Annotated in this window: 10 protein-coding genes; 5 read left to right on the top strand and 5 right to left on the bottom strand. The window is 69.7% G+C overall.

The genetic code is table 11. The features are described 5' to 3' along the window. The first annotated feature begins 54 nt into the window (after window positions 1–54). A complete protein-coding gene (locus ACIQD6_RS08395) occupies window positions 55–1,455 on the top strand; it encodes a hypothetical protein (protein ID WP_401879749.1) in 1,401 nt (466 codons plus the stop codon). A 72-nt stretch (window positions 1,456–1,527) separates the two neighbouring features. On the opposite strand, the gene ACIQD6_RS08400 is transcribed toward ACIQD6_RS08395, so the two are convergent. The 4 genes from ACIQD6_RS08400 to ACIQD6_RS08415 all read right to left on the bottom strand — a co-directional run bounded on the left by ACIQD6_RS08400 (window position 1,528) and on the right by ACIQD6_RS08415 (window position 6,005). After that, on the bottom strand, window positions 1,528–3,144 hold the full coding sequence (locus ACIQD6_RS08400; RefSeq protein WP_401879752.1) for an MFS transporter: 1,617 nt from the start codon (window positions 3,142–3,144) through the stop codon (window positions 1,528–1,530). A 244-nt stretch (window positions 3,145–3,388) separates the two neighbouring features. Beyond that, complete coding sequence (locus tag ACIQD6_RS08405; protein WP_401879755.1) at window positions 3,389–4,183, bottom strand: hypothetical protein; 795 nt, start codon at window positions 4,181–4,183, stop codon at window positions 3,389–3,391. 414 nt (window positions 4,184–4,597) lie between these two features. Continuing rightward, entirely contained in the window at window positions 4,598–5,449 is an 852-nt protein-coding gene (locus ACIQD6_RS08410) for an RNA polymerase sigma-70 factor (RefSeq protein ID WP_401879758.1), read from the bottom strand. A 4-nt stretch (window positions 5,450–5,453) separates the two neighbouring features. Then, window positions 5,454–6,005 (bottom strand): carboxymuconolactone decarboxylase family protein, encoded by a 552-nt coding sequence (locus ACIQD6_RS08415; RefSeq protein ID WP_401879761.1) that lies wholly within the window; start codon window positions 6,003–6,005, stop codon window positions 5,454–5,456. Between the two features lie 682 nt (window positions 6,006–6,687). On the opposite strand from ACIQD6_RS08415, the gene pabB reads away from it, so the two are divergent. The 4 genes from pabB (at window position 6,688) to ACIQD6_RS08435 (ending at window position 10,965) form a co-directional block, all read left to right on the top strand. Next, window positions 6,688–8,919: an aminodeoxychorismate synthase component I gene (pabB, locus tag ACIQD6_RS08420; RefSeq protein WP_401879764.1), complete on the top strand. Its 2,232-nt coding sequence runs from the start codon at window positions 6,688–6,690 to the stop codon at window positions 8,917–8,919. A 184-nt stretch (window positions 8,920–9,103) separates the two neighbouring features. Further along, window positions 9,104–9,769: a maleylpyruvate isomerase N-terminal domain-containing protein gene (locus ACIQD6_RS08425; protein WP_401879767.1), complete on the top strand. Its 666-nt coding sequence runs from the start codon at window positions 9,104–9,106 to the stop codon at window positions 9,767–9,769. A gap of 154 nt (window positions 9,770–9,923) precedes the next feature. After that, the gene (locus tag ACIQD6_RS08430) at window positions 9,924–10,295 is read left to right on the top strand and encodes a hypothetical protein (RefSeq protein WP_401879769.1); all 372 of its coding nucleotides are present in this window, start codon (window positions 9,924–9,926) and stop codon (window positions 10,293–10,295) included. Window positions 10,296–10,446: 151 nt separating this feature from the next. After that, the gene (locus ACIQD6_RS08435; RefSeq protein ID WP_401879772.1) at window positions 10,447–10,965 is read left to right on the top strand and encodes a DUF1203 domain-containing protein; all 519 of its coding nucleotides are present in this window, start codon (window positions 10,447–10,449) and stop codon (window positions 10,963–10,965) included. Between the two features lie 106 nt (window positions 10,966–11,071). Here ACIQD6_RS08435 and ACIQD6_RS08440 read toward each other — a convergent pair whose 3' ends face one another. Further along, a complete protein-coding gene (locus ACIQD6_RS08440) occupies window positions 11,072–13,834 on the bottom strand; it encodes an ABC transporter substrate-binding protein (protein WP_401879775.1) in 2,763 nt (920 codons plus the stop codon). Between the last annotated feature and the right edge of the window lie 105 nt (window positions 13,835–13,939).

Raw genomic sequence — 13,939 nt, forward strand, 5'->3', positions numbered from 1 at the left:
GACGTCGTGTGACGGCACGCCTCAACAGGACCGAAACCAAAAGGGGAGAGAACTGTGTCCACACCTTCCGCGCCGCTGCGGGTCGCACTGGCCAACGGCGGCTTCGAACAGCCCGTCGTCACGGGCTACGAGATTCTGCCGGACGCCTCGCAGACGCAGGCACCGAAACGAGTTCCGGGCTGGCGCACCACCGCCACGGACCACATGATCGAACTATGGCGGTCGGGCTTCAACGGTGTGCCGGCGGCCGAGGGTACCCAGTTCGCCGAGCTCAACGCGAACGAGGTTGCCACGCTGTACCAGGATCTGCCGACCACTCCGGGAACCAAGCTGTACTGGCGCCTGTACCACCGCGGCCGTCAGGGGCAGGACACCATGGCGCTGGACATCGGCGCGCCGGGCTCCGCGGTCGAGCAGCGCAGGTGCACCGACGGCAACACGGCCTGGGGTTACTACACCGGTACCTATACCGTCCCGGCCGGCCAGACACTGACGCGTTTCGCTTTCCGCTCCATTTCCGCCGCGGGCGGCAACCGCGGTATCGGAAACTTCCTCGACGGCATCTTCTTCGGCACCGCCCCGTACGTGGTTCTCACCAAGTCCGCCATTCCCGTCGGCCCGTTGGAGGTGGGCGATGTCATCACCTACCGCATCACCGCCAGGAACGAAGGCGGTGGCGGTGCCGACGCCCTGACCCTCACCGATGCCGTCCCGGAGGGAACGACGTACCTGCCCGGGTCCCTGCGCATCGTCGACGGCCCCAACGCCGGGCCGAAGAGCGACCGGAGCGGTGACGACCAGGCGTCCTACGACCACGAGACGAACGAGGTCCGCTTCCGACTCGGCAACGGCGCCTCCGCCGTGCAGGGGGGAAGCCTGCCCAACACCGAGACCCTGCCGGCGGGGACCACGGTGGAGTACCGAGTGACCATCACGCTTGCCGGCGCCGGCAGGCGGCTCGTCAACACCGCCACCGCCGGCTACGAAAACCGGCTCGGTCCCACGGCGGAGCAGCTCACCGCCACGTCCAACGAGGAGGTCACCGAGGTCAGGCCGGCAGCCGACCTGACCGTGGTGAAAGCGGCCGACGCGACCACCGTCACCGTCGGTCAGACCGTGACCTACCGCATCACGGTCCGCAACGCGGGCCCGAACGGGGCCACCGGAGTCGTCGTCACCGACCGGCTTCCCGACAGCCTCACCTTCCTGTCCGCGGACGCCTCCTCCGGCACCTACGCCCCGGCCACCGGACAGTGGACCGTAGACCGCCTCGCCGAGGGCGCCACCGCGAGCCTCACCCTGCGGGCCAAGGCCACCCGGAGCGGCCCGGTCACCAACACCGCCACCGTAACCGGCAACGAGCGCGATCCCTCCCCCGGCAACAACACCGACACCGTCACCGTCTGCGTTGAACGAGCCCCCATCTGCTGCACACCCTGCTCTCCCGCGAAGTAGCGCTACCGGAGCCCCGGGCCGGGATACGGACCAGAGTCCGGGTATGCGCGCCGACAACCGCGCCGTCCGCCGCTACAGCTTGGCCGAACCTGGCTGAGCTCTCGGGATCCGGTGGGTGAAGAACAGTGCGATGAGGGCACTGAGTGCGAGCACGGCGAGTGCGGCGCGCAGACCGTCGAGTCTCGCCGCGGCGTTCGCGTCGAGCGCGGCGGCGGTCACCTCCGCGCTCGCGTCGGCGTCGTTGAGGACGGTCTTGAGCTGGGCGTCCGACAGGAAGGGCACACCGCTCTGGAGCTGGACGTTCGCCTGGCTCTTGACCTCGGTCGGGACCGCCGGATTCTGTTCGATGCTGGTCAGGAACGACGTGGTCAGTGTGGCGATGAGGATCGACCCGGCGAGTGCCGTACCGATCGAGGCCCCGAGGTTGGTGACGGAGTTCTGGATGCCGCCGACCTCCGCGCTCTGCTCGTCCGGCACCGCGGACACGGTGACCGAGCCGAGCTGGGAGGCCAGCGCGCCCATGCCCAGTCCGATCAGCAGCAGCGGAATCGTGACGATCTCCGCGCCCGCGTCGGCGTCGAGCGCGGCCATCAGGGCCACGGCCCCCACGAGCATGGAGAGGATCCCGAGCCGCACCACCCGCCGCGGTGAGACGCCCGGGAAAAGCCTCGGGATCAGGATCGCGGCGGCCAGCAGCGTCAGCGAGAGCGGAAGAATGCGCGCGCCGGTGTTGAGCGCGGAGAGGCCGAGCGCCACCGACAGATAGAGCGGCACGACGAAGAACACGCCCATCTGTACGAGGTACTGGAAGAAGAACATCGTCAGGCCGCCGGTGAGTTGCTTGTTTCCCAGCAGCGCGGGGTCCACGAGCGGCTCCCTGCCCCGTACGACGAGCCGGGCCTCCCAATGGAGGAAGACCCAGATCAGGAACAGGCCCGCCAGCATCAGCCACACGACCGGCGAGACTCCCAGCCACGAGGGAGCGTCGGGCTTCGGCCGGAACCAGCCCCATTGGTCCGAGCGCAGGACACCGAACACGAAGATCCCGAGCCCCAGGGCGGAGAGCACGGCCCCGACGAAGTCGACGCGCGGACGCCTGTCGGGCGCCGCGTCGACAACCCGCCGGGCGAGCACCAGGATGCCGAGTACGAGCACGACCTCACCGGCGAACACCCAGCGCCAGGAGAAGTACGTCGTCGCCACACCCCCGATGAGCGGCCCCACCGCGATCGCCATGGCCCCGGCGGCGGCGACGAGTCCGTAGGCGCTGGGACGGCGTTCCACGGCGAAGTTCCCGGCCACGAGCGCCACGATCGCGGGAAGGATCAGCGACGCCCCGACCCCCTCCAGGAACGCCCAGCCGACCAGGAGCACCGGCAGGTTCGGGGCGAGCGCCGTCGTCAGTGAACCGCATCCGTAGATGGCACAGCCGATCATGAACGCCCGCTTGCGGCCGATCAGCGCGCCGACCTTCCCGCCGGGGATCATGAGCATCGCCATCACGAGGGTGTACGCGGTGATCGCACCCTGGATGCCGGTCACGGTGGTGCCCACGTCGTCGGCCACCGTCGCGATCGACACGTTCATGACCGAGCTGTCGAGTGCCATCAGGAACTGGCCTGCCGCGAGCGTCAGCAGGACGACCCGCGTCGATGTCGAGCTCCCGCGTGTGTCCACCTTGGGGGTCATGACCGTATTGTCGCCACGGTCATGGACAACCGGTCCATGACCTGCCACGGAGATCAGCCGGTTGGCGGATGGTCGCTTGGGAACATCGCCGGCCGGACCAGCCCCGTCGAGTGTCCGGGGCGATGTGCCCGGCCGGAGCCCACAACGGACATCTCCGCAACCATGGCGCCGGCATCGCCGGTCGAACCAACCCGGTCCGCGTACAACCCTGGCAGACGAAACACACCTGCCCCGCGGTGGCCGGTCACCAGTCGACGTGCGCGGTGATCCAGTCGGCCAGGGCGTCTTCGTCGTCCGCGGTCGGCAGGGCGGGACCGCAGGAGAGCGGGGTGCAGGAGAGCTGCAGGTGAGTGAGATAGCCGTAGGGCCCATTGTCGGCCGCCGGCCCCAGCACCAGGGCGTGGGTGGAGGTGCGCCAGATTCGGTGGCTCAGGTCAGGGCCGGTGACTACGGCTGCGGATGACAGGAGGGTCCGCTCGGGTTCCGTGCCAAGGTACTCGGTCACCGCTTGTGCGGCCTGGGCCAAGACCGTTTCGCAGTCCTTGTCGGTACACGCCTCACGGCTCTCCCAGCCGGGCAACTGACACCAGTCGTCCATGTGCCCCCGCAGCCATGCCTCGTTCGTCATGTGCTCGTCCTGCGGATCAAGGGGATACAGCTCGCCGAACACGAGAAAGTTCCGGGCGTCCGGGTGCCCGAACGGACTGAGTTCGTCGCTGCACAGTACGTGCCCGTACCTCGTGCGCAAGGAGTCGCAGACCAGGTCGTTCTCCCAGCTCCACCCACGTCCCCGCAGCTCCGCGTCGACAGCGTCGGCGTCCTCGGTGACCCGCCGTGCCGTCGGCAGGCCAACAAACTCCGCGACAGCATCAAGGGTCAACGGCCGATAGGCGAACAGGTGCACACACGTCGGCATGCGGATCACTCTAGTGCCCACCGCACTCTGGACGTCTTCGTCGAGGCCGCAGAACTTGAGCGCGAACGCGCCCGGCGTTGGGCCCGGTTCCATGCCGTCGAGATGGCGTTCTGGGCTCGGCATCCTGCTCTACCTGGCGGTATCCGGGGCGAGTTCGCTGGTGGTCGCCGTCCTGGTGACGCCCCTCGGCTTACGGGTCTACTGGTAGTCGGTCTTCACGCTCATCGCCGACCAGGCGGACGCCGAGGGAGCGGACGCCAAGGACCACTGGTTCGCACGGACCGGGATGACCGGACTGGGCTCCGGCCCTCTACCGGCCCTGAACACACTGGTGTTGGCCACCTGTACGGCCACCCTCACCCGCTTCGTCCGTCGCCGCCGTACCCGTGTGCGCGCCATGGCTTGGGCGGGTGGACTGTGGACGTTGTGGTGTGCCGCGTCCGCGGCGGCCGTCCTGCTGCCGTCGGAGGCGCTGGTGCCGTTCCTGGTGGCTCGTCGTGGGCCTCCTCGCTGCCACAGCGTCCGGGGGCCGACAGGTCAGGCGAGGTGGTGGAGCTTGTCGGGGTTGCGGATCACCCGGATCTCGGTGATCCGGCCGTCCTCGACCTCTACGCAAGCGACGGTGTCGGGCCGTCCGGCCGATGTGAGCATCAGGCCGGGCCGGCCGTTGACGTCGACCGCGACGAGACGCGGAGCCTCGATCGGCTGGGCGAGTACGGCGGTGAGGAAGCGGGCCACCTTCTCGGCGCCGTGCAGCGGGCGCAGGGCCGCCCTGACTTTTCCGCCACCGTCGTTCCAGGCGGTGACGTCGGGAGCGAGTAGTTCCAGCATCCGGTTCATGTCGCCGCCGAGGCACGCGGCGAGAAACTCGTCGGTGACCTGGCGCCTCACCTCGGCCGATGCCTCGTAGCGCGGTCGACGCGCCTGGACGTGCGACGTGGCCCGGGAGCCGACCTGGCGCACCGAGGTCTCGGTGCGGTCGAGGGTCTCGGCGATCTCCCGGTACGAGAAGCGGAAGATCTCCTTGAGTACGAAGACCGCGCGCTCCAGCGGCGAGAGTGTCTCCAGCACCACCAGCATGGCGAGCGAGACCGACTCGGCCAGCTCCAGTTCCCCGGCGGCGTCCGGCAGGGTGACCAGTGGTTCAGGCAGCCAGGGGCCGACGTACTGCTCGCGCCTGGCCGCGGCTGAAGTCAGCTTGTTGAGCGCCAGGTTGGTGACCGTACGGGAGAGGTAACCACCCGGGTTGGTCACTGGCTCGGACACCTGGCTGCAGCGGAGCCAGGTGTCCTGAACCAGGTCCTCGGCGTCGGCGACGCTACCGAGCATCCGGTAGGCGATGCCGAACAACCTGGGGCGATGCTGCTCGAACTCTGCTACGTCGATCACGGCTTCAACGTACCGCGCAGGCGTCGGAGAAGCCCTGACTGGTGAGGCCGAAGGCGCTGTTGGTGCGAGAGCGGAAGTTCTCCAGCGAGACCATCAGGGTGAGTTCGACGAATGCGGCCTCGCCCAACGGCTGGAGTAGCGCGGCGGCGAGTTCGTCGGTGACGGCCGGCTCGGTCTCGGTCATCGCCTCGGCGTAGGCCATGACCAGGCGCTCCAACTCGCTGAAGGCGTCCCGGTGATCGCGCCACCGGGGCACCTTGGAGATCTTGTCGAGCGGCAGACCGAGTTCGCCGCCTTCCCAGTGGCCGAAGTCCATGCACCAGGAACAGTTGATCCGGGCCGCGGCTGCCGTGACGGCGAGGTGCTTGAGGCCGGGCTCCAGAGCGTTCCACTTGGCGACGGAGCGCTCCAGCTTGACGTACGAGAGCAGGACCTTCTGGTTGTGGCCCATCGCGAGCCCGGGGTCGAGTACCTCGCCGTACATCCGGCGGGAGTACCAGGAGCCGATGCGGTTCAGCAGGGTTCGGGGCGGGGTGAGTGAGATGCGGGCGGTCATTTCGGGCCTCCAGGCTCCGGACAGGTGCTTCTGGAGGTAGGACAGGGCAGCCGTCAGGAATGTGACACGCGCGCCCGGGAACCGGCCGGGCGCCGGGTCGGCCGGCGGGGTGGCCTGCGGGGTGGAGTCGGACTTGCTGTGAAGGATTCGCGGAAATCTGCCCACAACAGTTGAACAGGTTGTGCAGCATTCACGTATCCAAGGACGTCCGGTTCCAAGGACGGGGATCACCCGCATCGCGATGCCAAAAGGAGGTCGTAGCCGGAGTGCGGAGGGAACCGACGACCGTCACGACCGCCTGCCATGTGGCGCCGGGACGCGAGAGTGAGTTCCGTTCCCGGCAATGGCCGTACGGGGTGCGGCAGCCCGGATACCGGGCTGTCCCGGTGGCGGATTTCTCCCCCTGGTGAATCCGGTTCCGCATGGCATGTCATCCCCGCCGGTACTCATCTTCAGCCTGACGGTGATCCCTGTCTCGGAAATCTCAACGTCCTCGTCAGGCCCCTGATTCTCTGTCTGACCGTGACGGCGATTGTCACGTGGGTGCTCATGCCGCACCTACAGCGTTTCCTCCAGAAATGGCTGCACCCGCCGCTCGGGGCGCTGCGCGGGCGGCACAGGCGACGGGCCGCGTAACGACCGGCCCGTTAAGCGCCGGAAAGACGAAAGGGAGGTGGGCCGGGTGAACACTCTGCTCATCGATAATTACGACTCGTACACGTACAACCTGTTTCAGCTGCTCGCCGAAGTGAACGGCGAGGAGCCGGTGGTGATGCTCAACGACGCACCGGCACTGGAGGAGCTGGATCTGTGGATGTTCGACAATGTCGTGGTGTCCCCCGGGCCCGGACACCCCGGTACGCCGCGCGACTTCGGCATCGGCACGGCGCTGCTGGCCAGGTCCGGTATCCCCGTACTCGGTGTGTGCCTCGGGCATCAGGCCATCGCGATCGGTGAGCAGGCGCTGGTGGACTCGGCGCCCCGGCCCCGGCACGGACATCTGTCCACGATCAGGCACAACGGCCAGGGGCTGTTCCGTGGACTCCCGCAGAGCTTCACGGCGGTCCGCTACCACTCGCTGTCGGTACGGGAACCTCTGCCGCCCACTCTGGAGGCCACCGCCTGGGCCGAGGACGGCGTGCTGATGGGACTGCGGCACCGGACACGTCCACTGTGGGGCGTGCAGTTCCATCCCGAGTCCGTACTCACGGAGTTCGGCCACCGTATGCTCGCGAACTTCCAGGATCTGACGACGGCCTGGCCCCGGCCGGCCCCGGCACCGGCCCGTCGCCGGGACGCGTGGCGCCGGACCACAGCGGCCTCCGGTGCCCGGGAAACCCGCCCCGCCACTCCGGGCCCAACCGCCTTTCCGGCCATCAGCGTTCCGGCCCACGCCGTGCCGGCCGCCGCGCCGGGCGGCGGCTACCGGCTGCACACCAGGATGATCGACACCGCGGTGGATCCCGAGACGGCCTTCACCCGGATGAGCGCCGACGCGCCCCGCGCCTTCTGGCTGGACAGCTCCCAGGTCGAGGAGGGGCGGTCCCGCTTCTCCTTCTTCGGCGACGGCACGGGCCCGCTGTCCGAGTTCGTACGCTACGACGTCCAGGCGGGCTGGACCGAGGTCGAGCGGACCGGGCAGCCCCTTCTCCCTGTCCGGGGCAGCGTATTCGACTATCTCAAGCGGCAGTTGGCGGTGCGCACGGTGGACGCCCCCGAATTGCCCTTCGACTTCACCGGCGGTTATGTCGGCTACTTCGGGTACGAGCTCAAGGCCGACTGCGGCTCCCCGAACCGCCACCGCGCCGACACCCCCGACGCCTGCTGGCTCTTCGCCGACCGGCTGGTGGCGATCGACCACCAGGAGGACACCACGTACGCCGTCTGCCTGGCCGAGGACACCCCGAGCGGGCTGCGCGAGGCCACCGAATGGCTCGACAACGCGGTGGTGAACCTGAGTTGTGTCCCGTCGGCTCCCGCGCCGGCCGCGCCACCCCCGGCCGCGGTGGTCCTGGACGCCGCCGAACCGTGGCTGATCCGGGACCGCACGGCCTACATCGCGGACATCGAGGCCTGCCAACGGGAGTTGCGAGCAGGCGTCAGCTACGAGATCTGCCTCACCAATGCCGCCCTGCTGCCGGCTCCGGGTGACTCGTACGACTTCTACCGGACGCTGCGCCGCTCCGACCCGGCACCGTACGCGGCCTATCTGAAGTTCCGGGAGGTCGACGTGGCGTGCTCCTCCCCCGAGCGGTTCCTGCGGATCACCCGGGACGGCACCGCCGAGGCCAAACCCATCAAGGGCACCGCGCCACGCGGTGAACAGCCGCAGGAGGACGCCCTGTTGCGCGCCTCGCTCGCCGACGACGAGAAGACCCGGGCCGAGAGTCTGATGATCGTCGACCTGCTCCGCAACGACCTGGGCCGGGTCTGCGAGACGGGGACTGTACGGGTGCCCCGGCTGATGGCGACCGAGACCTACGCGACCGTGCACCAGTTGGTCTCCACCGTCGAGGGGCGGCTCCGGAAGGACACGGACGCGGTGGACTGCGTACGCGCCTGCTTCCCCGGCGGTTCGGTGACCGGAGCGTCGAAGGCTCGGACGATGGAGATCATCGACTCGTTGGAGACCCGGGCCCGTGGCGTCCACTCCGGTGCCCTCGGCTATCTGAGCTGCAACGGCGCGGCGGATCTCAACATCGTCATCCGCACGGCCGTGTTCAGCGGCGGCCGGATGCGCCTCGGAGCGGGCAGGGCCATCGTCCTCGGCTCCGATCCGGCGGCGGAGTACGACGAAATGCTGCTCAAGACCGCGGCACCAATGCGCGCCTACCGGGCCCACACGGTCCCGGGGACCGCGGAGCGGCCCGCTGTCCCCATAGCCGCTCCGCCCATGGAGGAGCCGGTCCGATGACGCCCCGGCCCGCCCGGCAGTCAATTCTTCCGCAGCGGACGAGAGAGCGCGCCGGGCCGAAGAGTTCCACCGACTCCCCCACCCAGCACGGGCGACTTCTGACACGGGCCGACCGGCCGAGTACGCGGACCGACCGTCCACATGGCGATTGTCCGCCGTTGCGGCACCGCACTACCTTGCCGACATGGATCTCTTCTCACAGTCCTGGACGGCGTTGCGTACGGCGGTCGCCGAGCTCCCGGACGAGGACTTCGCACGGCCGTCCGGCTGTACCGGTTGGCTCGTGCGAGACCTGGTGTGCCATCTGGTCATCGACGCCCAGGACGTCCTGATCACCCTCGTCACCCCCGCCGACACGGAACCGACCCGCGACGCGGTCACCTACTGGGACCTCGCCGAAACGCCGCCGACCGGCGACGACCCGCTCGACGCGCTGACCGTCCGGCTGGCCGCCGCGTACGAGGAGCCTCGACTGCTCAAGTTCCACCTCGACGACGTCGGCTCCGCCGCCGGCCGCGCCGCCGAACTCGCCGCCCCCGGCCTCCGGGTCGGCACCCGGGACGAGGTCCTCGCCGCGGGCGACTACCTCTCCGTATACGTCCTGGAGTGGACGCTGCACCACCTCGACCTGATCGCGCACCTCCCGGACGCGGCGGAACCGCCCGCGGAGGGGCTCGCCCGGTCCCGCGAGATGCTGGAGAAGATCGCCGACAGCGTGTTCCCCGCATCGTTCTCCGACAAGGACGCGCTGCTCGTCGGCACCGGACGGCGTGCGCCGACCGAGGCGGAGAAGGCCGAACTGGGCAGGCTTCCCGAACTGGCCGCGAAACTCCCGCTCTTCCTTGGATGATCGTCGAGGATCCAGGAGAGAGCGACGGCGCTTTCCGCCCGGCCGTCAGGGGGCAGGGGCGGGGCGGCGGTCAGGCGTCTCCTCGGGAGGGGTCCCGGAACCGGCAGGTTAGAAATGCCGAGCGGGAATCCGCTTCACACAGGAGGTCCAACTGATGAGTACGGGAATGCGCCGGCGAGCCGCGACGACCGCCGTGACACTGACCATGGCGGGCGCACTGGGGTTCGGCCTGATGACACCGGTGGCGTTCGGCGCCGGCCAGGGGCCCTGCTACGACGGGCGGTGCGACATCACCGTGTCGAAGCCCAGGACCATCAAGGTCAACAGCAGGCGGTTCGGGTTCGGGCAGTTGAAGATCACGCACATCAGCTCCCGGTCAGTGAAGCTGTCGGCCACCACGACGGGCGGAGCACACTTGAGCGGCAGCACCAGTCCGGGCGGCACCGTCAGGCTCAACAACCTGAAGATCTGGGTGAAGTCGGTCTCCGGCCACAAGGCCAGGCTCGCCCTGTCCCCCACGTCCTGAGCATGTCGTCGGACCCCGGCGCGTCAGTCCCGTGCCGGGGTCCGCGTGTGCGGGACAGCGGGCGCCGGACAACGGGCGCCACGGCGGTGCCGGTGACCTGCACGTCCGGATTCCGCCAGCCGGTCAAAGGGCGGGCGCCGACACTGGACCCATGACCGTGTACACACCTCTCCCCATCCCTCCCGCCGCGCTCAAGGAACTCCGGAACATCGATGACACCGGGCGGCCGTTGAAGGCGTACACCGCACGCGAGGACGGCGTACCCCTCGATTGCGTGGGCAGCCCGCTTCGCTGCTGTCTGCGGGCCATCGATCCCGGCGAGCGGGTCGCCCTCGTCTCCTACGCGCCGCTGCGCCGCTGGGCGACGGCAACGGGGGCCGAGCCCGGGGCCTATGACGAGGCGGGGCCGGTATTCATCCACGCCGACGAATGCGGAGGGCCACGGGAGGCCCGGGGCTACCCCTTCGCGCGACCGGGGGCGCTGCGCACCATCCGCCGCTACAACGCCGAGGGACATATCGTCGGGGGCCGCTTCTTCGAGATCCCGGACGATGCCGAGGCCGGCTTCGACCGGGTCTTCGGGGAAGCGTTCGCCGAGCCGGAGGTGGCACTGGTGCACGTACGGGCCCTGGAGTACGGCTGCTTTCAGTTCGAGGTTCGGCGACCGTAGACCGTGCCCGGGGGATGCGCCCGGATTCAGGGGCACACGGTGTCAACGCGTTCTGAAGGAGCGAGGGTTCGACGGGGCGGCGTCGGGCCGCTCCGGGTGGGGGCGATTACGGGCAGGCGTGTTTCTCCCCCTCCCGCCCCCAGGTCGTACGCCGGTCGCCGCGCGCCACCGTGCCGCACAACAGCTCGGTGACCGGCTCGCCGTCGCTGCCCCGCAATACCGCGAGCAGTTTGTCCTCCGTCAACCGACCCCCGCCCGCGACTCCATGGGCGTCGATACGGCCGGTGACCCCGTCGAACCCCCCGTCGCCCAGACCCTGGTAGAGCACGCCCTGCAGCAGGGTGCGATCCAGTTGGCCGTCACGTCCGCCGGTGGTCCGCCATGCCTGGTCGACGCCTTCGGCGAGATAGCGCAACGCGTCCCAGGCGAGGGCGACATGGCCGTCCCCGCGCATCGCCTTCGTCCCGGTGCTGTGGTCACCGCCGTAGGCACGGTCGTACGCGGAGAGGAATGCCGCGGCCTCCGGATTCCGTCCCGCCTGCGCGGGGGCGTAGCCGTGGGCGACGTAGAAGAGGGTGAGGCCCTTGAATTCGTCCCAGAGGCGCTGCTCCTCGGTCATGGTGTTGGTGACATCGTCGCCACCGAGCACACTGATCTCCGGGCAGTCACCCGAGAGCCGGGCGATCTCGGCGAGGAACAGCTGTAGCTGGCTGGCCCGCGCCGACCAGACCACCGCGGTCCTCGGCTCCTCCCGTACGGCCTGGCAGACCTCACGGGCCAGGTCCTCCACGGTCGGCACGGACCGCCCGCCCAGAGCACCGGACACCGGCCCCGGCTCCGGTGCGTCGGTGGGGGTGTAGAGGAGTGTGTCGGTGCGCCCGGGCCCGTACGAGGCGCGGAAGGACGCGGCGAGACTGTTGCTGTAGGCGTCGGTGACGTCCGCGACGAGCGCCACGCGGCGTGCCGTGCGTCCGTCCGCGGTCATCCCGGCGTTCGAGGCGAACACCGCCATCATCTCGGCGGCCCTCTCATCGGTGGGGGCCATCTGGTAGTAGTGCTCGCCCAGCCGGAGGAGCTCGTCGGCGGTTCCCGAGGTGCCGACCATCGGGATGCCGGCCGCGTCGAGGATCCGTATCGCGTCGTACGTCTTACGGCGGCTCTGTCCGAGGCCCACCACACCGACGATGGACGGATCCTTCGCGGCGAGCTCGGCGATCCGGTCGGCGACGGCGGGTGCGTCCTTGAAGCGGTCACCGGCGTTGGCGGCGAGGACCCGTAGCGGTACGCGTTCGCCGGAACGCAGGGCCTGGGTGTTGATGTGCCGCTGTGCCAGTGCGATGCCGCGCAGCTCCGCCAGTGTGCCGCCGCGCACGGGGTCTTCGGCGTCCTCGCCGCCGGTGAGCGGGCCGAAGTAGACGAGGGTGCGGCGGCCGGGGCGGGGGTCCTGGCCCGACCGGCCCGCGAGCGCCGTGTCGACCTCCTTGTTCTGCCGCTCGATCTGCTGGAGCACGGCCCGTACCGCCTGCTCACCGGGCTCGCCTCCGAAGCCGGTCGCGCCTTGCGCGACACCGACGCACTGCCCGTCCGTGCCGAGAAAGGCCGAGCCCTGGCAGGGGTTGTCCGCCTCGGGGCTCATGAGGTTCGGTGCGAGGGCGGCGACGGCGACGAGTGCCGGCGCGAGTACCCCGATGCCCAGCACTCCGGCCGCCTCGGCGCCTGGGCCCCAGCGTGGCGACGGTGTGACCAGTGTGGGCCAGCGGCCGAGCCAGTACACCGCCGCCTGGTCGTCCTCGGGCCCCTCGCAGACCGGCACGACGATGCCGGTCGGCTGACCGGGCGTCATACCGCGCCGCTCTATGTTGATCAGCTCGGCGCCGGCGTGGGCGAGCCCCGACGAGTCGATGTCGGGGAGACGTGAAGCCAGCGAGCGTACGCCGCCCGCCACCGCGAACACCGAGGTACAGCGCAAGTCCTCCATGGCGGAGCGCAGTTCACGCAGAAAGCGCTGGGCGCGCGAGTCGGCGGGCCCCGCCTCGTCGAAGAGGAGCACGAAGCGGGAAGTACGCCGGCGCCGCCAGGGGTTGAGCAGACGGGCCCGGCAGGCCTGATCGAGGTCGGCGAGCAGGGCGTGCATGAGGACCCGGTCCATCCGTTCCGGCTCATGGGCGGGCTCGCCGTGTACGAGGTCGAGCGCCGAGCGGAAGAAGTCGGTGGGCGGGCTGCCGTGCTGACGGCGCACCCACTCCGCGTACCAACTGCGGCTGCGGGCGCGCCCGAGCATGCGGCGGTTGGCACGCCAGCCGAAGAGCGCGCGGGGCAGCCGCTGGAAGAGCGGGCCCGCGACGAAGTTCCACAGCAGTTCGAGCAGTGTGCCGCCGCTGGCCTGGTCACGACCCCCGAGCCACCACAGGCTCTGCGCGGTACGCGACCAGTTGCGGTGCTCCGCGTAGCAGTGGTTGCGCAACTCGGCGTGGCGGCGCTCCATGAGGCCCTCGATCGCCGGCGCGGTGACGACGGAGCGCAGCAACCGGTAGCTGTGCAGGTGCAGTTCGCCGGTTCCGGGCGGCATGGTCTCGGCGAGCTGAAGGGTGAGATGCTCGAAGAGTTCGAGCGGCGGCCGGTCGGCCCCGTCCGGGATTCGCGGGATGTACGCGTGCGGGGCCAGAACCTCGCTGCGGCCACGCATCCGTGAGCGGAGTCCCGCCACGATCCGGCGTCCCGCGTCGCCTCCGCCCGGCTCGCTGAGCAGGACGACCGGCACTCTGCTGCGGCTGCGCCGGGGTTGCACCACCAGCTTGTCGAACGCGTCGACGAAGCGTTCCACGCCCGTATACGCGGGAATGCGGCTGTGTGGATCCCCTGCGGTCATGAGCGGCCCCCTACCTTGCACCCAGCACAGCTTCGACAGCGGGACACGCGGCGCATGCCGTCACAACCGCCTCCCCCGACAACGCTCCCCGGCCATGCCCCCCCC

The sequence above is a fragment of the Streptomyces sp. NPDC088400 genome (assembly GCF_044753355.1).
GTDB lineage: Bacteria > Actinomycetota > Actinomycetes > Streptomycetales > Streptomycetaceae > Streptomyces.